The sequence below is a fragment of the Novosphingobium sp. GW821-FHT09E05 genome (genome assembly GCF_059416165.1).
The window spans coordinates 2,300,895-2,320,306 of sequence record NZ_JBWKOQ010000001.1 but is presented as its reverse complement, the minus strand read 5'-3'; the positions used below and the strand labels follow the sequence as shown (position 1 = coordinate 2,320,306).

14 protein-coding genes are annotated in these 19,412 nt (G+C 69.0%); 8 read left to right on the top strand and 6 right to left on the bottom strand.

The genetic code is table 11. The features are described 5' to 3' along the window. Positions 1–28 precede the first annotated feature (28 nt). Positions 29–1,021 carry a DNA topoisomerase IB gene (locus AC07M9_RS10955; protein WP_494883718.1) on the top strand — a complete coding sequence of 331 codons (993 nt, stop codon included), beginning with the start codon at positions 29–31 and terminating at the stop codon, positions 1,019–1,021. Positions 1,022–1,035: 14 nt separating this feature from the next. On the opposite strand, the gene AC07M9_RS10950 is transcribed toward AC07M9_RS10955, so the two are convergent. Next, on the bottom strand, positions 1,036–2,223 hold the full coding sequence (locus tag AC07M9_RS10950; protein ID WP_494883717.1) for an MFS transporter: 1,188 nt from the start codon (positions 2,221–2,223) through the stop codon (positions 1,036–1,038). A gap of 184 nt (positions 2,224–2,407) precedes the next feature. Here AC07M9_RS10950 and AC07M9_RS10945 point away from each other — a divergent pair, with 184 nt between their 5' ends. The 4 genes from AC07M9_RS10945 to AC07M9_RS10930 all read left to right on the top strand — a co-directional run bounded on the left by AC07M9_RS10945 (position 2,408) and on the right by AC07M9_RS10930 (position 6,802). Beyond that, the gene (locus AC07M9_RS10945; protein WP_494883716.1) at positions 2,408–2,905 is read left to right on the top strand and encodes an asparaginase domain-containing protein; all 498 of its coding nucleotides are present in this window, start codon (positions 2,408–2,410) and stop codon (positions 2,903–2,905) included. Positions 2,906–3,058: 153 nt separating this feature from the next. Next, positions 3,059–4,540, top strand: coding sequence for a sensor histidine kinase (locus AC07M9_RS10940; RefSeq protein ID WP_494883714.1), 1,482 nt, complete (start codon positions 3,059–3,061; stop codon positions 4,538–4,540). Next, positions 4,533–5,006 (top strand): response regulator, encoded by a 474-nt coding sequence (locus AC07M9_RS10935; RefSeq protein ID WP_494883712.1) that lies wholly within the window; start codon positions 4,533–4,535, stop codon positions 5,004–5,006. Before AC07M9_RS10940 ends, AC07M9_RS10935 begins: the two co-directional genes overlap by 8 nt. Before the next feature lie 32 nt (positions 5,007–5,038). Beyond that, positions 5,039–6,802, top strand: coding sequence for a putative bifunctional diguanylate cyclase/phosphodiesterase (locus tag AC07M9_RS10930; protein WP_494883710.1), 1,764 nt, complete (start codon positions 5,039–5,041; stop codon positions 6,800–6,802). A gap of 45 nt (positions 6,803–6,847) precedes the next feature. Here the strand turns inward: AC07M9_RS10930 and AC07M9_RS10925 are convergent, their stop codons facing one another. Together AC07M9_RS10925 and AC07M9_RS10920 are read right to left on the bottom strand one after the other, a co-directional pair. Next, the gene (locus tag AC07M9_RS10925; protein ID WP_494883708.1) at positions 6,848–9,418 is read right to left on the bottom strand and encodes an HWE histidine kinase domain-containing protein; all 2,571 of its coding nucleotides are present in this window, start codon (positions 9,416–9,418) and stop codon (positions 6,848–6,850) included. Further along, positions 9,411–10,001 carry a heme oxygenase-like domain-containing protein gene (locus tag AC07M9_RS10920; protein WP_494883706.1) on the bottom strand — a complete coding sequence of 197 codons (591 nt, stop codon included), beginning with the start codon at positions 9,999–10,001 and terminating at the stop codon, positions 9,411–9,413. The genes AC07M9_RS10925 and AC07M9_RS10920 overlap by 8 nt, the downstream gene beginning before the upstream one ends. Before the next feature lie 227 nt (positions 10,002–10,228). Here AC07M9_RS10920 and AC07M9_RS10915 point away from each other — a divergent pair, with 227 nt between their 5' ends. The 3 genes from AC07M9_RS10915 (at position 10,229) to AC07M9_RS10905 (ending at position 15,287) form a co-directional block, all read left to right on the top strand. Next, positions 10,229–10,981 carry a Crp/Fnr family transcriptional regulator gene (locus tag AC07M9_RS10915; RefSeq protein WP_494883705.1) on the top strand — a complete coding sequence of 251 codons (753 nt, stop codon included), beginning with the start codon at positions 10,229–10,231 and terminating at the stop codon, positions 10,979–10,981. Positions 10,982–11,139: 158 nt separating this feature from the next. Next, positions 11,140–13,617 carry a PhoX family protein gene (locus AC07M9_RS10910; RefSeq protein ID WP_494883703.1) on the top strand — a complete coding sequence of 826 codons (2,478 nt, stop codon included), beginning with the start codon at positions 11,140–11,142 and terminating at the stop codon, positions 13,615–13,617. Between the two features lie 239 nt (positions 13,618–13,856). Beyond that, positions 13,857–15,287 (top strand): aromatic ring-hydroxylating oxygenase subunit alpha, encoded by a 1,431-nt coding sequence (locus AC07M9_RS10905; RefSeq protein ID WP_494883702.1) that lies wholly within the window; start codon positions 13,857–13,859, stop codon positions 15,285–15,287. Between the two features lie 43 nt (positions 15,288–15,330). Here AC07M9_RS10905 and AC07M9_RS10900 read toward each other — a convergent pair whose 3' ends face one another. The 3 genes from AC07M9_RS10900 to AC07M9_RS10890 are packed head-to-tail and all read right to left on the bottom strand — an operon-like array spanning position 15,331 to position 19,269. Continuing rightward, positions 15,331–17,724, bottom strand: coding sequence for a TonB-dependent receptor (locus AC07M9_RS10900; protein ID WP_494883701.1), 2,394 nt, complete (start codon positions 17,722–17,724; stop codon positions 15,331–15,333). 36 nt (positions 17,725–17,760) lie between these two features. Then, positions 17,761–18,690: a FecR family protein gene (locus AC07M9_RS10895; RefSeq protein ID WP_494883700.1), complete on the bottom strand. Its 930-nt coding sequence runs from the start codon at positions 18,688–18,690 to the stop codon at positions 17,761–17,763. A gap of 57 nt (positions 18,691–18,747) precedes the next feature. Beyond that, a complete protein-coding gene (locus tag AC07M9_RS10890; protein WP_494883699.1) occupies positions 18,748–19,269 on the bottom strand; it encodes an RNA polymerase sigma factor in 522 nt (173 codons plus the stop codon). Between the last annotated feature and the right edge of the window lie 143 nt (positions 19,270–19,412).

The window sequence follows — 19,412 nt, the reverse complement described above, 5'->3', positions numbered from 1 at the left end:
CAAGGGCCTGATCGGAAAGCGCAAACGCATGCCGCGACTGAAATTCGCCGACGACACGGCGGCCGGGATCACCCGCAAGCCCGTGCGCGGCGGCAAGTGGGCCTATTTTGATGCCGAAGGCACGCGGATCAAGGACCGCGACGAGATCGACCGCCTGAACCGGATCGCGCTGCCACCGGCTTACGCCAACTGCTGGTTCTCGGCGGACCCGAACGTCCACCTGCTCGCGGTCGGCTTCGATGCGCGGGGCCGCAAGCAGTACCGCTACCACCCCGACTGGCGCGAGAGCCGCGAGGCGATGAAGTTCGAGCTGTGCCCCCGCTTCGGCGAGGCGCTGCCGGCCCTGCGCAAGCGCGTCGCCGCCGACCTGGCCGGCCGCACGCTGGGCCGCGATAGGGCGATCGCCTCGGTCGTGGCGCTGCTCGATACCGGCGCGATCCGGGTCGGCAACGAGCAGTATGCCAGGACCAACAAAAGCTTCGGGGCGACGACGCTGCGCAATCGCCATGCGAAAATCGAGCGGGGCACCCTGCGCCTGCGCTTCAAGGGCAAGTCGGGCAAGCTGCAGGAGATCGACTGCGACGATGCGGCGCTGGTGCGCTGCGTGCGCAAGATGCAGGACCTGCCCGGCCAGCACTTGTTCCAGTACCTAGACGCGGAGGGCGGCGCGGTCCCGGTGCACAGCCACGACGTCAACGAATACCTGGCCGAGACGATGGATTGCGGTCCCGCGGGCGAGGGCTTTACCGCCAAGCACTTCCGCACCTGGGCGGCCAGCACGCTGGGCTTCTCGCTGCTGCACGAGACGCCGGGCCTGTCGCTGCGGACGCTGCTGGAGGAAGTTTCCCAGCGCCTCGGCAACACGCCGGCGATCGCGCGCAAGTCCTACGTCCATCCGGCCGTGATCGCCGCCGCCAAGGGTGATGCGGGGGCGCTGGCTTTGCCCGGGACGCTGCCGCGCAGCACCCAGTGGATGACGCGGGAGGAACGGGGCCTGCTGAAGTTTCTGGAGACCGTCTGACCGCGCGACGACGGTTATGCCTCGCGCCGGTACGGCCCCAGCGTCGCGATGAGGACCAGTACGCCGACCAGCGCCGCGCCCGAACAGGCGAGCGCGAGGTCCGCATTGCCGGTGGTGTCTACCGCCCAGCCGAACAGCGGCGGCCCGAACGCGGCGCCGAGGCTGAACAGGCCGAGGATCAGCCCATAGGTCGCGCCGTAGTTCTCCAGCGCGGCGTAGCGGCTGGTGAAATAGGCGAGCATGTCCACCTCGGCTCCGGCGGCGAGGCCCAGCATCAGCGCGGCCGGCACGGCGGGGCCGTCGAAGTAGAGCACGGCGCAGGCGATCACTGGCGAGGTCAGGAACAGGCAGGCGACGCGCGGCGCGTGGAAGCGGTCGAACAGCCAGCCGACCACTAGCCGCGAGACGACCACCGCCACGCCGATCAGCGCGGCCATGCGCGCGGCCTCGGCGGCGGGAATGCCGCGGTCGACGAGCATCGGCACGAGATGGACGATCAGCGCGGCGACGATCACGCCGAGCAGGAAGCCGATCAGGGCGAGGCGCGAGGTTGCGGCGGTTATCTCGATCCGGCCGCGCGCGCGGCGATCGGCCAGCGGCCTGGCGGCGTCGCGCCCGGTGAGGAGACTAACAGGGATGCCGATCACCGCGACCGTCGCGGCCATCGCCAGCAGGCCGGTGCGCCAGCCGTGGGCGGCGATCACCGGGCCGATCAGCGCGGGGGCGAGCATGGCGGCGGTGCCGGTCCCCATCAGCATCAGCCCGAGCGCGAGGCCGCGTCCCGCATCGAAGCGGAGCGAGACCACCCGCGCCCAGATCGCCGGGGTCGTTCCGCAGCCGGCCAGCGAGAGCAGCAGCCACAGCGCATACCACGCGGTCAGCGACGGCCCGGTCCGCGACAGTGCGACGAAGGCGAGCGGGGTCGCGATATAGCTGGCGATGGCGATGCGGCGGTTGCCGAAGCGGTCGGCAAGACGGCCCACCAGCGGAGCGGAGAGGAAGATACCGAGCTGCTGGAACGTCGCAGCGCCGGCCACCTGCGCGCGGCTCCAGCCGAACTCGGCCTGCAGCGGCGTGACGAACAGGCCGAGCGTGTAGAAGCCGAGGCCCATCATGCCCACCCCGATCGCCAGCGCGGCGGCCAGCACGGTGGGCCATCCGGCGGCGAGTTCGTGTCGGGCGGCGGTCGGTGCAGCGGTCATCTGCGGTTCCGTAACATGCCGGCACGCGGATGGCACCGGCGAGAAATGCGCAAGATCGCAGGTCGGACATTTCAACGGCGTGCGCTCGAGGCGCGGTGAGGCGTTGCGGGCCGGTGAGCGGTCCCCGTGTTCGCGGCGACGACGGGATATTGGAAACGCCGCCGTCAGGCTCTAAGGCATCCGGATGACAGTCTCGCTCTCCCCCATCCTCGTCGTCACCACCGGCGGCACTCTCGACAAGCAGTACTTCGACGCGCTGAGCGAGTACCGGATCACCGAAAGCGTGATCCCGAAGCTGCTCGATATTGCCCGCGTGGCGCATCCGTTCCGCGTGGTCGAGCTGCTGCGCAAGGACAGCCTCGAGCTGACCGACGAGGACCGCGCGCTGATCGCCGCCACCATCGCCGGCGCGCCCGAGAGCCTCGTCGTCGTCACCCACGGCACCGACACCATGACCCAGACCGCCGCCGCGCTCGCCCACATCGAGGGCAAGACCGTGGTTCTGTGCGGCGCGCTCGCCCCGGCGCGCTTCGCCGAGAGCGATGCGGCGTTCAACCTCGGCATGGCCTTTGCCACCTGCCAGTCTGCCCGGCCAGGGGTGTGGATCACCATGAGCGGCTCGGTGTTCGACGGGCTCAAGGTCCGCAAGGACCGGGACGCCGGGAAGTTCGTCGCCGGTTAACCACTGCAATCGTTGCTAATGCTGGCGTCTAGGGAAGCTTCCCTAGGCGCTGCTTGGCCGATCGCTAACTCCGTCGCTGTACCTGTTTTTAGTAACAGGTGCCGACTGCGCGTGTCTCCCACGCGCCGCGGCCCTCCCGGCAAGGCAGGAACCGTGACGCTGGCGATGCACATCACGCCCGATATCCAGGCCCCGCTCACCCACGCGCCGTTCGGTGCGATGATCGTCGAGCGGACCGGCGTGATCTGCTGGGCCAACGCCGTCTGCGCCACCCTGTTCGCCGAGCCCGACACCGAGCGCCTGCGTCTCGGCCTGCTGTTCGTGTGGTTCTGCGAAGACGATGCCGAGACGCTGCGGCAGATGTTCGAGCTGTTCTTCAAGGCTCCCCCGGCGCAGCGCGATCCCTGGACCCGCAAGTTCGTGCTCAACGCCGCGGACGGCTCACGCCCGACGATCGCACTGACGCTGGCCCCGCTCGAAGGCGAGCAGGGCCGCGACGATGGCAACCGCGCGGTCGTCTATGTCCGCAACACCACGCGCGAGGTCACGGCGGAGCGGCGTTTCTCCGAGATGTTCGAGACGCTGCCGCTGGGGCTCGTGGTAGTCGACGCCAAGGGGCGCATCGCCCAGGCCAACGTCATGCTGGCCAGCCAGTTCGGCTATCCGGTCGAGGACATGATCGGCCAGCCGCTGAACATGCTGATCCCCGAGCGCTACCGTGCCGCTCACGTCGGCCACGTCGCCGATTACTGCGCGGCGCCGGCCTCGCGGATGATGGGCTCGGGCCGCGACCTCACCGGCCTGCACAGTTCGGGCCGCGAGTTTCCCGTCGAGATCGCCCTGACCCGCTTCGAGAACCCGGGCCAGCCGCTTTTCATGGCGGTGGTCAGCGACGTCACGCACCGCAAGCGCTCGGAATCGGCGCTGCAGCAGACCAACGCGCAGCTTGAGGAGTTCACTTACGTCGCCAGCCACGACCTGCGCTCGCCGCTGCGGGGGATCGGCGATCTCGTCTCGTGGATCCGCGAGGATCTCGCCGATGTCTGGGGCGAGGACGCGCTGCCCGAGGCGGTGCGCCACAACTTCGACCGCATCACCCAGCGCATCGAGCGCTGCGAGCAGATGATCGACGACCTGCTCAGCTACGCCCGTGCCGGGGTGCGCGATCCCAAGCTGCACCGGATCGACCCGCGCGAACTGGTGGAGGAGGCGATGGCCATGGTGGTCATCCCGGAAGGCTTCACCGTGGAGGTCGATATCAACGGCAGCGATCTCATGGCCCCGCGTGCGCCGCTCTCCACCTCGCTGCGCAACCTCATCGCCAATGCCGTCAAGCACCACGGGAGCGAAACCGGCCACATCCGCATCGCCCTGCGCGAGGAAGGCCGCTTCTCGATCTTCTCGGTCGAGGACGACGGGCAGGGCATTCCGCCCGGCAGCGAGGAGCGCATCTTCAAACTGTTCCACCGGGCCTCTCCCGGCACCGACGGCGACGGGGTGGGCCTCGCCTTCACCCGCCGCATGATCAACGCGCACGGCGGCCTGGTCACCGCGCAGGGCAGGGGCCAGCTCGGCGGCGCCAGCTTCGAAGTCCACTGGCCGCGCATCCTCCTGAGGGAGAACGACGATGATTGAACTCGCACGGGTGCCCAGCGAATGCGACACCACGGGGAGCGACCTGCTTGCCAACTGCACGGTCCTGCTGGTCGACGACGACGACGTCGCGATCGAGGGCGTGCTGCGCAGCTTCCGCAAGCACGACGTGCCCTGCCGCACCGTCACGGCGGGGGACGGCGGCGAGGCGTTGCAGATCCTGCGCGGCAGCCATGCCAGCAAGAAGCTCGACACGTCGGTGATCGTGCTGCTCGACCTCAACATGCCCGGCATGGACGGCTTCCAGTTCCTCGACGCGCTGCGCGCCGATCCGCTGCTGCGCCGCACGGTGGTCTTCGTGCTTTCGACCTCGGCGCGCGAGCAGGACCGCTGCCGCGCCTACGACGGCCACGTCGCGGGCTACATGGTCAAGTCCTGCGTCGGCCCGCAGTTCGCCCGCCTCGCCGACTTCATCGGGAAATATGCCCGCACCCAGCAGCTGCCCTAGCTTCACCTTTCGCCCGGAGGACCCTTGCGCCCATGGATCACCTGCACAACGGCACCCAGAACATCCACGCCCTGATCGTCGACGACGACGATGTCGACCGCGAGCGGCTGGTCCGGATGCTGCATCGTGGCCCCCGCGCAATCACCGTCGAGCAGGCCGGCTCGCAGGCCGAGGCGCTAGAGAAGATCCGCCGGCCCGAGGCGCATTTCGACATTGTCTTCCTCGACTTCGGCCTTGCCGACGGGGACGGGCGCGACCTGCTGCCCGCGATCCGGGGCGAGATCGACCCCGATTGTCCGATCATCGCCGTCACCGGCAACGCCGACGAGCAGATCGCGGCGGATTCGATCAAGTCGGGCATGACCGAATATCTCACCAAGCGCTCGCTCTCGCCCGAGCGGGTGGCCGCCTCGGTGGAGGAGGGGATGGCCTGGCGCCAGTACCGCGAGGACCTGCGCCGGCAGGAGGAGGAGCTGACCCATCGCAGCCTGCACGATCCGCTCACCGACCTGCCCAACCGCACGCTGTTCTCCGACCGGCTCGGCCAGGCCTGCGCGCGGGCGCGGCGCAGCGGCGACCCTTTCGCGGTGGTCATGGTCGACCTCGACCGCTTCAAGGAGATCAACGACAACTTCGGCCATGCCGCAGGCGACGCGGTGCTCGTCACCATCGGCAAGCGCCTGCGCGAGCACCTGCGCGAGGTGGACACCATCGCGCGGCTGGGCGGCGACGAATTCGCGATCCTGCTGCAGAACATCGATGGCGAGGAATCGGCGATGGCGGTGGCCACCAAGCTGACCGAAATGATCGAGCAGCCGGTGGTCCACGCGGGACGGATGCTGCACGTCGGGGCTTCGATCGGCATCGCCCTGTGCCCGCAGCTCGGCTTCTCGCCCGAGGGCCTGCTCGCCGCTGCCGACGGCGCGATGTACGAGGCCAAGCGCGGGCACGAGAAGGCGATGCTCGCGCAGGGAGAGGAGCGCCGGCCGGCCTCGCTCGACCACGGCGGCATGCTTCGCGACATCGAGCGGGCCATCGCGACCCGCGACTTCGAATGGCACTGGCAGCCCAAGGTCGACATGCGCGACGGCCAGGTCCTCGGCTTCGAGGCACTGGTGCGCTGGACCCACCCGGAGGATGGCCCGATCCCTGCCGACGTGCTGATCGAGACGGTCGAGCAGTCGCACCTCCTGGAAGCCTTCACCTACCTCAGCCTCGATGTGGTGCTGGGCGAGTTCGCGGCGCTCCAGCATCTGCTGGACGAGGCGGCGATCTGCATCAACGTCTCGGCGCGGATGCTCGAGCGGCCGGGCTTCGTCAGCCACGTCGTCGCCACCACCGCGCGCCACAAGGTCGATCCCTCGCGCGTCATGCTCGAGCTTACCGAGACCGCGCTGATCGCCAACCCCGCGCAGGCCCGGCGGGTGATCGAGCAGTTGCAGGACCACAGGATCTCGCTCGCGATCGACGACTTCGGCGCCGGCTTCACCTCGTTCGGGTACCTGCGGGAGTTCGCGGTGAGCGAGATCAAGATCGACCGCTCATTCATCTCGCGCTTCACCGAGAGCCGGTTCGACCAGTCGCTCGTCCACTCGCTCGTCGTGCTGTGCGAGAGCCTGGGCATCCCGCTCGTCGCCGAGGGGGTGGAGAACCCCGAGACGCAGGCGATGCTGGTGGCGATGGGCTGCACCTGCGGGCAGGGCTACGGCATCTGCCGCCCGATGCCTTACGAAAACGTCCGCGGCTGGCTGGAGATGTGGAACACCGAACGCAGCAGCACGCGGCTGCGAGCGTAAGTCTCGATCCTCCCCATTGCACCGCGACAGGGAGGATCGGGCGCCTTACCGCCCTTTCAGCACCCGGCCGATCGCGGCGCGCACGTCGCGTTCGCCGTAGGGCTTGGTGACGACCGGCACGCCCCGGAAAGCGCCCGTCTGGAGCGAGCGTTCGCCGTAACCGCTGGCAAAGATGAAGGGGATGCCGCGCTCGTTGAGGGCGGTGGCGACGGGCGCGCTGGTGTCCTTGCCCAGGTTTACGTCGAGCATGGCGAAGCTGACCTCGGCGGCTTCCAGGATACCCATCGCGGTTTCGACCGAACCGGCGACGCGGCAGTCGGTGAACCCGAAGCCGCGCAGCAGGTCCTCCGCCTCCATGGCGATGATGACGTTGTCCTCGACGATGAGCGCGGTGCCGCCGGCCAGCCGCTCGGTGAACTCTGAGGCCTGCGGTGGTTCGGCCACGACTTCGCGGATATGCGCGCCCGGCGTCTCGAAGCCGGAGACATGGTCCACGGGCACGAGGAACAGCGCGTGCAGGCCCTCGGCCGGGTAGACGACCGAGGCCGATCCGCCCAGTTCGTGCGGGATCGTGCGCTCGATGATGGTCGAGCCGAAACCGCGCCGGGTGGGCACCTTGACCGGCGGGCCACCTTCCTCGCGCCAGTCGAGTTCGAGCGAGCCGTCGTCGCCCCGGCTGAGCGTGATCCGGATGGCGCCCGAGGTGTCCGACAGCGCGCCGTACTTGCACGAATTGGTGGTCAGCTCGTGGATGACCAGCGCGAGCGTGGTGAAGGCGTTCGGCGCGACCAGCGCGTCGGGCCCCTCGATCACCACGCGGTCCAGGCTCTGGCTGGCGTAGGCTTCGGTCTCGGTGCGGATGAGGTCGTAGAGCGAGGAGGGCGACCACTCCTTGCGGGTCACCTGGTCGTGGGCGCGGGCGAGCGCCTGGATGCGGCTGCCGACGATCTCGGCGAAATCGTCGATCGTCTCGGCGCTCTCCTTGCTCTGCGACACGAGGCCGCGGATCAGGTTGAGGATGTTGCGGACGCGGTGGTTCAGCTCGGCGATCAGCATGTCCTGCTGGCGGCTGGCCTGCTCACGCTCGGAGTGGGCGGCATCGGACAGGCGCAGCACGACTTCGAGCAGCGTGATGCGCAGCGATTCCGCCGCCGAGACTTCCTCGTCGGTCCAGCGCAGCGCATAGCCTCGCCGTTCCTCGCGCCAGATCTCGAAGCTCTTGCGGGGCGTGAGGCGAACGCCGTTGGGGCCCAGTTCGAGGGGCTTTTCGGGATTTCCCGCCCATTTCAGTTCACGCACCTGTTCCTGGCGGAACAGCACGATGTAGTCGCGTGGGGAGCGGCTGACCGGCAGGGCGAGAACGCCCGCCGCCTTGTCGGCCCACTCTTCGGCGGCCGGGTAGACCGCGGCGATGGCGTCGTTCGACCATACGGTGCTGGCACCGGCGGTGTTGAGGAAGCGGGCAAGCTGGGTGAACTGCGCCTGGTCGGGCGTCCTGCCATGCGCGATGAAGCGCCCGTCGACCCAGCCGACGACGCCGTCGAACGGGATGACGTGGCGGATCGCGTCGGTGAACTCGTCGAAGGCTTCGAGCAGCGATCCGCCGCCGGCGACGCGGGCCATGATCTCGTCATGGAGGCGCACCGATTCCTCGCGCTTGACGGCCGCGAAGTCGGTCTCCTTCTGCTCGAGCAGGTAGGAGAAGAACTCGCCGAACAGCTCGGCGGCGGTGCGCACCGAATAGGATAGCACCAGCGGCGTGTAGTGGTGGCAGGCCATCAGCCCCCACAGCTTACCCCGGCGCATGATCGAAACCGACATCGAGGCCTTGACCCCCATGTTGCGCAAGTACTCGATGTGGATCGGCGAAACCGCGCGCAGGCCCGACATCGACAGGTCGAGCGGTTCGCCGTTGGGGCCGGTCGCCGGATGGATGGGAACCGTGGCGTCGTCGACGTCGCTGATGATCCGCAGCATGTTGCGGGTGTAGAGGCGGCGCGCCTGTGCGGGGATGTCGGAGGCCGGGAAGTGCTGGCCCTTGAAGCTGTCGACCGTGCCGTTGAGGCTCTCGGCGATGACTTCTCCGGCACCGTCGTTCTCGAAGCGATAGACCATCACCCTGTCGAAGCCGGTGAGGCCGCGCAAGTGGCGCGCGGCGCTGGTGCAGAGCTGCTCGATCGTCGGCGACTGGCGCAGGCGCTCGATCATCGGGCGGACATAGGAGACGAAGTCGCGGCGCCGGCCGGTCTCGTGCGGCTCGATCTCCAGCACGAAGGAGCGGCCCGAGGAATGGACCGCGACGTCGAAGGCGCGCCCGTTGCCCACAAGGTCGATCTCGAAGATGCGCTCCACCGCCCCGGCGCCGCCGAGGATCTGGAGGCGGGTGCGGATGTCGTGCAGCGCGCTGGGCGAGAGGAATTCGGTGGCGGAAAGGCCGACCATGTCACGCGGGTCGCGGCCGAACAGTTCGCCGCCGTTCAGGGAGACGTGGTTGATGATCCAGTCGCTGGAGAACGACAGCAGCCAGCCGAAGCTCTGGATGCGGCCGATCACGTGGATCGGTTCGAGGTCGCAGGTGGTGAGGTCCACGGGGGGCGTGGCTATGGTATCAGGCATCGGTGGGCACATCCGCGCTGGCGGCAAAGGCGGCGGAGAAGGTTTCGAACGCGGTCAGCGCGGCGGCGGCCGCAGCCTCGGCGGCGAGCGGGGTGACGGGCTGTCCGCGCAGCAGCGGGACCAGCGCCTTCCATGCCTCGTGCCCGCGTCCGTCGGTCATGTAGGCGGAGCGGAAGCCCTGCGCCTCGCCCCAGTAGCCGCGCTGGCGGATCATCGCGAGGCCGAGACGCGAGCCGCAGATCACATAAGCCACGCCCGCCTCGGCGCCGATCGGCGCGATTTCGGCGGGGACGTCCAGCACCGGCAACGCGCGGCGGTCGACGCCGAGCGCGGCCAGATCGGCGGCGAGCATCGCCGGATAGTCGGGACAGTCTAGCCCCAGACGCTCCTGGAGGAAAGCGCGGAACACCGGGAACATCGGCGCCAGGCCGATCGCGTGCGCGGCGAGGAAGCGCGCCAGATCGTCACGGCGGGAGAGATCCAGCGACCCGAACGAGGCGTCGAGCCGCTCGTGCGAAGGGCCGGTTGCCGTGCGTAGGAGGCTCAGCAGGTCAGGGACTGGGGAAGGGACATCGGCTTGCATGGTATCCGCTTAGAGGCCTTTTGCACGTTTTCAAAGCGAGCCGAATGGAACGCCCGGCATGCGAACCTTTGCCGGCCGGTTATGTTCCTCAGTCACACAAGATGCCGCATAGCACCGCCAGATTACCGCGTCTGTCCACTTTTGATCGCAAAGGACGGGAACTGGCTCCGCGCCCGGGGGTTGTCTGCGAATGGTCCGGGGGTGGACCGCGCGGCCGAGGACTATCAATGAGCACAATCCCGCAATCCAGCCCGGTGTCGGCCGCCGCGATCGCCGGCAGCGATCTGCTGTCCGCGCTCCGCCAGGACGACCTCGCGCTGCTGGAACCTAGGCTCGGCGAGTGCAGGCTCAAGTCCGGTGAGATCATCTACAATCCCGGTGATACCGTGGAGTACTGCTACTTCCCCACCGAAGGCGCGATGAGTTCCTACTTCGTCGAGATGGACGACGGCATGGCGGTCGAAACGATTCTCGTCGGCCGCGAAGGGGCGCTGGGCGGTATCGTCAGCCAGGGTTCCCTCCCGTCCTACGCCCGCGCCAACGTGCTGCACGAGGGCCTTTTCCTGCGCATCTCCACCCGCGACCTCGATGCCGCCAAGGGCCGCTCCCCGGCGATAGATCACCTGTTCAACCGCTACGCCGACTGCGTGATGGCGCAGATATTCCAGTCGATCGCCTGCAACGCGGTCCACACCATCGAGCAGCGCGCCGCCAAGTGGCTGTCCGCCGCCGTCGACCGCATCGGCCGCAACGACGTGACGATGACGCAGGAGCAGCTCGCCTCGATGATGGGTATCGGCCGCAGCTACGCCAGCCGCGTGCTCCAGCGCTTCAAACGCGACGGCATGGTTCGCACCCGGCGCGGCGGCATCGAAGTGCTCGCCCGCGAGGGGCTCAAGGACCGGGCATGCGGCTGCAACGACCAGGTCGAAGGCCATTTCCGCCGTGTGCTGGGCGAGGTCTATCCCCACGAGGGGTGAGGGTGAGAATCTTCCATCCGAAACCCCGCGACCACCCGTTCGGCAGCGCAGTCGAATGACCGTCGGAATACCGCCATCGAATTGCCATCGAACTTGCGTGTTGTTGTCATGAACCGCCCCTAGCTGTCGCCCTCGCGACCAACAACAGGGGCGACACCATGACCGAAATTTCGCACGACAGCGGCTACACCGACGGCGACGTCGACACCAACGATTCCACCCAGCGCTCGCTCGAGAGCATGGCCGCCGAGCGCTACTCGCGCCGCCAGGCGATGTTCCGCGGCGCCGGCGCCACGACGATGGCTTTCATGGGCACCAGCCTCCTCGCGGCCTGCGGTGACGGCGACAGCGACGGCGGCGGCGTGGGCGGTGTCACCGTCTCGGCAGGCGAAAACGCGGCCACCAGCGCCGGCCGTGTCGTCACGCTGAACGGCAGCACCACGGGAACCCTGGGCGCCGCCGCGCCGGTCTGGACCCAGACCAGCGGCCCGGCCGTCACGCTTTCCGGCACCACCGGCATCGTCACGTTCATCGCCCCGGCCGTCGCCGCCGCGACCGACTTCGGCTTCACGTACACCGCCACCTCGGCCTACGGCGAAACCACCAGCGCCGCCACCACCGTGCGCGTGTCGCCCGCCGTGCTCGGCTTCACCGCCGTCGCACACAGCCTTGCCGACGTCGCCATCGTGCCTGAAGGCTACAAGGTCACGGTCATGACCCGCCTGGGCGATCCGATCGCCGCCGGTGTTTCGGCCTATGCCAACGACGGCACCGACAGCGGCTTCGACCAGCGCATCGGCGACCACCACGACGCGCTGCACTTCTTCGGCATGTCTGCCACCGGCGCGCCCGCGCCGACCAGCTCCACGCGCGGCCTCATGGTGCAGAACCACGAGAACATCACCCAGACCTACCTCCACCCCAAAGGCCCCACCGCCGCGCCCCGCCCGCTGGCCGAAGCGCTCAAGGAGATCGAGTGCCACGGCGTCTCGGTCGTCGAGTACGCGGATTCGGGCAACCGCACCTGGAGCTACGTCCAGAACAGTGCCTTCAACCGCCGCATCACCCCCAACACGCCGATGAGCTTCTCGGGTCCGGCCGCCGGCTCGGCCTACCTCGTCACCGCCTACTCGAAGGATGGCAAGGCGGGCCGGGGCACCATCAACAACTGCGCCAACGGCGTGACCGGCTGGAACACCAACCTCACCTGCGAGGAAAACTACGCCGGCTACTTCCGCCGTGACGCTGCCGACGATGCCCTGCGCACGCCGCGCGAACTGGCCTCGCTCCAGCGCAACGGCATCACCAGCCGCTCGGGCAGCTACTCGTGGTCGACCGCGTCTAGCACCGACACGCGCTTCACGCGCTGGAACGCGACGATCAGCGGCGCCACCGCCCCTGCCACCGCCGACTTCCGCTACGAGCCCAACCAGTTCGGCTGGGTGGTCGAGATCGACCCGTTCGATCCCGCCTCGACCCCGCGCAAGCGCACCGCGCTGGGCCGCTTCGGCCATGAAGGCGCCTTCGTGCGCATCGCCACCGGCCAGAAGCTCGGCGTCTACATGGGCGACGACTCGCGCGGCGAATACCTCTACAAGTTCGTCTCGACCGCGACCTGGGACGCCGCCGACGCGACCGCCACCAACCGCCTCGCGATGGGTGACAAGTACCTCGACGCCGGCGTGCTCTACGTCGCCCGCTTCGACGCGGACGGCACCGGCAAGTGGCTGCCGCTCGTCGCCGGCTCGGTCCCGGCCCGCCCGGCCAGCGGCACCTACCCCGCCTACACCTTCGCCGACCAGGCCGACATCTGCGTCAACACCCGCTTCGCCGCCGACGCGGTGGGCGCGACGCCGATGGATCGCCCGGAATGGACCGTGGGCAACCCGGTGACCGGCGAGATCTATCTCACCCTCACCAATTCGAACAACGCCTTCCGCCCGGTGACCGGCACCAACGCCGCCAACCCGCGCTCGTACAACGACCCCAAGGGCGCCGCGAAGACGGCCCAGACCGGCAACCCCAACGGCCACATCGTGCGCCTGCGCGAAGACGGCGACACCACCAGCGCGCTCACCTTCAAGTGGGACATCTATCTGTTCGGCGCCGACTCGACCGATGCCGATCCGGTCAACGTCAACGTCTCTGGCCTCACCGTCGCCAACGACTTCTCGAGCCCGGATGGCCTGAACTTCTCGCGTTCGACCAACCCATCGGGCCAGATCAATCCGCTGCTGTGGATCGAGACCGACGACGGCGCCCTAACCGACCGCACCAACTGCATGCTGCTCGCCGCGATCCCCGGCAAGGTCGGTGACGGCGGCGCGGTGACCATCACCAATACCAATGGCGGCACCGGCACGCAGAAGACCTACGTCGGCGCCAAGGCGACCGCCGCCAACCTGCGCCGCTTCCTCGTCGGCCCCGCCCAGTGCGAGATCACCGGCATCGACCAGACCCCGGACGGCCGCACCCTTTTCGTGGGCATCCAGCATCCGGGCGAGGAAGGCACCTACGCGGCGCCGGGCAGCCACTGGCCCTACACGCAGGACGGCAGCACCCCGGCCGCGACCGTGCGTCCCCGCTCGGCGCTGATCGCGATCACCAAGACCGACGGCGGTATCGTCGGCCTGTAAGGCACTGATCCGGAGGGTTCGCCCTCACGGAAAGTGAGAGGGGAGGGGATGCCGGCGGGCATCTCCTCCCTTTCCGTTAGCACGAGGCGCGTCTCGCCGCATCGCCGGGGCGTTGCGCAAGGTAGGCTCTGGAAACCGGCCGGACCTTGGCTTAATAGACAGTGCTGTTGAATAGTGTTGCCGCACCGGCCACCATGTCCCCGCGCGAAGGGACGGGCGGGGCGTCAAGGGAGACGACCATGAACAAGCCGGAATCCTTCGAACCCAGCCGCCTCACCGCCGCCGACATGGACGCGGAAGTGCTTGCGACCTACCCGACCGAGGCGTTCCTTTCGAAGGACTACCTCGCAGCGGAGAAGACGCACCTCTGGCCCAAGGTCTGGCAGATGGTCGAGCGCGAGAGCGACCTGCCCAACCCCGGCGACTGGATGACCTACGACGTCGCCGACGAATCGATCATCATCCTCAGGAAGGACGACGGCACCCTCAAGGCCTTCCACAACGTCTGCCCCCACCGCGGGCGCCAGCTGGTGTCGGTGCCCGACATGCTTCCCGGCAAGATCCACGACGTGCGCGGCTCCAACCGCCGCAACTTCATCTGTGGCTTCCACGGCTGGACCTTCGACCTAGACGGGCAGAACACCTACATCCTCGATCCGCAGGACTGGCAGAACAAGCTGACCGCCGAGATGACCTGCCTGTCCGACGTGCAGGTCGATACCTGGGCGGGCTACATCTACGTGACCATGGACCCCGACGCGGTGCCGCTGAGCGAGTGGATGGGCCGCGCCGGAGAGATCCTGTCGCACTTCGAGCTCGACAAGATGCACTACAAGTGGCGCCAGTGGGCGATCTACGACTGCAACTGGAAGACCGCGATCGAGGCGTTCCTGGAACCCTACCACGTCGCCGGCACCCACACCCAGCTGCTCGCCTACGGCAACTACTATGCGCTGTCGAAGCAGTACGGGCTGCACTCGGTATCGAGCTACGACACCCGCGACGACGCGTTCAAGATGAGCGAAAGCTCGGGCACCACCCGCGCCGGCAAGGGCGACGATGCGCGGCTGTCGACTTACGAGCTCATCAAGGAGAACTACGAGACGGTGAACTACTCTGCCTCGACCGAGACGCTGGTGAACGCCGCCAGCCGCCTCGTCGACGAGCTGCCCGAGGGCACCCCGGCGCAGGAGGTCATCGCCCACTGGATGGCCAGCGCCAGGAAGGACGACGCCGCGCGCGGCGTCACCTGGCCCGAGGTCCCGCCCGCCGTCATGGCCGAGGCCGGGCTCGCCTGGGGGCTGTTCCCCAACCAGAACATCCTCCACGGCGTGACGTTCGCGCTGTGCTACCGCGTGCGCCCCTATGGCGATGACCCGAACAAGTGCGTATTCGAAAGCTACGCGCTGGAGCGCTTCCCCGAAGGCGAGGTCCCCGAGACCGAGTGGACTTACGCCGACCCCGTCGGCGAGCTGTGGGGCTCGGTCTTGGCGCAGGACTTCTCGAACATGCAGTTCGTCCAGAAGGGCATGAAGTCAAGCGGGTTCCGGGGACCGCTGCCCAATCCGCACCAGGAGCAGAAGGTCATCAACCTCCACCGCAACCTCGCCAACTTCATGGGCGGGCGCGGCGCCCCCACGCGGATTCCGTTCGATGGCTCGAACAGCTAGGGACGAGACTTGCTGTCTGGACGTCGCAGAGGCGCGGGTCCTCCTAGAACCGCGCGTCTAGGCCCAGCCTTATCGTGCGCGGACGCAGCGGGGTCACCTGGTCGCGCGCGGTGCCGAAGGGTGTGCCGAGCGAGAAGCGGTTGCCGCGTGAGTTGGTGACGTTGTCGATCGACAGCGTCACCCCGTAGCGCGCGGTGCCGACGCGCAGGTCCGCGCCGCTGTCGAGATAGTCTCCCTGCGACCGGCCCAGTTCCGGCCCGATGCCGAGCCGCGACCTGCCGACATAGCTGCCCCAGCCATTGGCGGTGAGATGCAGTTCTTCGGTCAGCCGATGATTCCAGCCGATCCCGACGCGGCCGGAGAACTGCGCGATATTGGGCACCTGCATCGAGCGGGCGAGCGCGGCATCGAGCAGGTCGGTGCTGGCGAGCTCGGCCGCCGGGATCGCGCGGGCGACCAGGGCGAGCAGTTCGGCGGGCGGCGGGTCCACCTTGCTCTGGTTCCATGTCGCCCCCGCCTCCACGCGCAGTCCGGCGGCGACCTGTATGCCGCCGGCCAGGCTGGCCGACCAGACCCGCCCATCGCCGATGTTCGCGGTGCTCGGCAGGCCCGAATTGTCGATGAAGTCGGCCTGGATGTCGCGCCAGCGCGTGTAGGAGACGCTGGCGGAAAGGTCGAAGGTGCCCGCACCCGGCCGGCCGTGCCGCACGCCGAATTCCCAGGTGCCGGTGCGGTCGCCCCGGAAGCGGCGGACGAAATCGCTCTCGATGGCGAAGCCGCCGGGCCGGAAGCCCTCCTGATAGCGCATGTAGAGCGCAGTACTTTCCAGCAGCTCGGCGTTGAGCGCGATCGCGGGCAGGAAGGTGGTGGCGGAGCGGTCGGCGGTCACTTCGGCGCGGGCGAAGGCGATGGCGGGCGGCACATCCTCGCCGGAGCCGCCAAGCCGGGAATGAGTCAGTCGCCCGCCCGCCGTCGCGGTGAGGCCGGGCCGGATGCGCAGGCTGCCCTCGGCATAGAGCGTGAACTCGTCGATGGTGTTACGCACGCCCGTGGCAGAGGTGGTGGTGAACTGGGTCTCGAACCCGCGCGAGAGGACGGTGGAATTATGCGTGTAGCTCGCCCCGACCAGCCAGCCGAAACCGCCGCGCTCGGGCTGCCATGCGCGCGTTTCGTGGGCGATCATGCGGGTGCGGTTCTGCTGCGAGAACAGGCGCGGGCTGTCGGCATCGAGGCTGGCGTCGTAGCGCTCCTCAAGGTGCTGGCGCACCGCGCCGGTGGTGCAGCGCACGTGGATGTCGCCGATGCGGCCGGAGATCACCAGTTGGCCCATCGCATAGTAGGCGTCAGAGCCCTCGCGCACACGGGCCTCGCTGCTGAGCGGTGGCTCGCCGTCGCGGGTGGCGTACTGGCTGTCGCGCGCGTCGGTGGACTGGCCCAGCGCGATGAGATCGACCGTCCAGTCCGGCGCGAGCTCGGCCCGCAGGCTTGCCCGCCCGCCGAGGATGCGGGTGCGGTTGACGTCGCGGCGCTTCAGCAGCGGCTTGTCGATGTAGCCGCCGAGGCTGGCCGCATCGACGTTGGCGCGCAAGGCGACGTGCTCGCCGACGGGCAGGTTCAGGCTCGCCGCCGCGTCGCCGCCGGGCGAGCCGTCCTGCGTCAGCGAGCCGCCCAGCATGGCCGAGGCGCTGCTCTCGCCCAGCACCGGCGGGTTGGGGACGAGGCGGATGATGCCGCCCAGCGACCCGGCGCCGTAGAGCGTGCCCTGCGGTCCCTCCAGCACCTCGACGCGGGCCATGTCGGACAGGCGCAGGTCGGGGTCCGGGGCGTTGTAAGTGAGGCGCAGGTCGCCGAGGTACTGGCCCACGGTGGCCTGCGTCGGCCCGGTGAAGCTGCTGTCGGCGATGCCGCGGATGAACAGCTTGTTACGGCCCGAGCCGAGATGCGTCGAGGTGACGGTGGCGATGCGCTGGGTGATCTTCTCGGTACCGCCGATCCCGCCCGCCTCCAGCGAGGCTCCGTCGAGGATCGAGACCTGCCCCGGGAGCTGCCCGATGCGCAGCTCCCGCTTCGAGGCGATGACGACGATCGGCTCGGCGGGTTCCTGAGGCGGCGGCATGGAGGGGGCGGAAGGCGCGGGAGCGGGCCGGGGCGCTCGTGTCCGCGCAGGGGCGGCCGCCTCGATGCGCCAGGCACCCGGTGCGACCGCGATCACGCGGCCACCGGCGGACTGCGCGAGGCGGCGGACCGCTTCGGCGGGCTCCATCCGCCCGCGCAAGGCCGGGACGATGCGGCTTGCCACCCGGGAGTCTGCGACGACGATGCTCGATCCGGTCTGGCGCGCCAGTTCTATCGCGACGTCGCCCGCCAGCCCCGCGCGTGTCGAAACCGCGCTCTCCCGTGCAAGCGCGGTTCCCGGCATGGCCAGGGGCAGGGCCATTGTGGCCGCCGCGATCAGGGAGCCCCGGCGCATGCCTCAGTGCGAGCCGATGACCCAGCGATGGTCTTCGGCCCGCACCGACACGCCAAGCAGCGGGCCGAGGGCGGCGGGGTCCATGCGCAGCGGCGCGACGAGGATCGAGCCGGAGACGGTGCCCGAGCCGCCGCCGGGCGCGGCGGCGTAGTCGATCCCGGTGGCGCGCCGCAGTTGCGCGGCGACATCCTCGAGCGAAGCCGCTTCGAAGGTCAGCCGCCCCTCGCGCCATTCGCCGACCTGTTCGGCCGCGACCTTGGACACGGAGAGAGCGGTGGCCCCGGCCTCCCGCCGGAGCACTTCGCCCGGCGAGACACGTACGTCGGCGCCGCCGGGATCGAACTGCACCGCGCCTTCGGAGACCGCGACGCTGAGCGCGCCGCCGCTATCGTGGCGCACGTCGAAGACGGTGCCGATGTCGACCAGCTTCTCCTCGCCCACGGCGACTTCGAAGGGGTGCGCCGCGTCGTGGCGGACGGTGAACAGCGCCTGACCCTCGTCGAGCCGGGCGAAGCGGGTATCCTTGCGGTCGAGCACGAGCGTTGTACCGCCGGCGACGTCCACGCGGGTGCCCGGATCGAGCGTTATCGCGCGCGCTTCGCCCAGCGCGGTCCTGACGGTGTAGAGATCGCGGCTCTGGTCCTGGAACAGCCACAGGGCGCCGACCAGTGCCAGCGATGCGGCGATGGCGCCGCCCAGCCACAGGCGGCGGGGGCGGCGGCGGTCCTCGACCACGTCATCGTTGGCGGGACCGGCCTCGGCAATGAGGTCGGCGCCGTCGGTGGCGGCGGCGGTGACTTCGTCGTAGGCGCGCGCATGGGCGGGGTCGGCTTCCAGCCACAGCGTGAACGCCTCCCAGTCGGCGAACGCGGGGTCGCCCGCACGCACCGCCCAGTCGAGAGCCTGTTCCCGAATTGCACCGTCACTCGCCATTACGCGCTCCTTCTGCGGCGATGACGGAGGCGTTCGTCCCCAGCCTTATAGCGAGCCTCATTTCTCGCGGTCCTTCCATTCGGCGAGCGCCCGGTAGGCCACGCGCAGGTCGCTTTCCACGGTGCTGAGGCTAAGCCCCATCTCGGCCGCGATAGTCTTCTGCGGTGCTCCGTCGATGCGGTGGCGGCGGAAGATCGCGGCGACGCGCGGACCCAGCCCGTCGAGCAGGGCCAGTACGCTGGCGGCTTCCTGCGCGGCGGCGATGCGGCGCTCGGGCGAGGGTTCGGCGGAAGTTCCGGGCGGGTCCCCGGCATGGATCTGTGTCCAGTCCCGGTCTCGTAATCCGGCCTGCCGGGCCGAACGAAAGCGGTCGATCATGACGAGGTCGGCGGTACGGAACAGGTAGGACAGCGGCGAGGTGACAGGACCGGCGCGGCTGGCGGCGATCTTCAGCCAGACCTCCTGCACGAGGTCCTCTGCCGCGTCGCCCGCTCCGCGCGCGCGCAGGAATCGGACCAGCTTGTCCCGGTTGTCGAGAAAAGCCGCTTCAAGTCCGGCACTGATGGGTTCTGTCGTCACTGGGCAGGGAGGTTTCTGTAGTCGCCCGCCGCAGATAGACGCTCACGCGACTGCGGGGAAGTACCCGGGTGTCATGGCGGTGTGAGTCCCGGCGTCCCCGCGAAGGCGGGCCCCCCTTGTTCTTTCGGGGTGAGGGTCGGTTT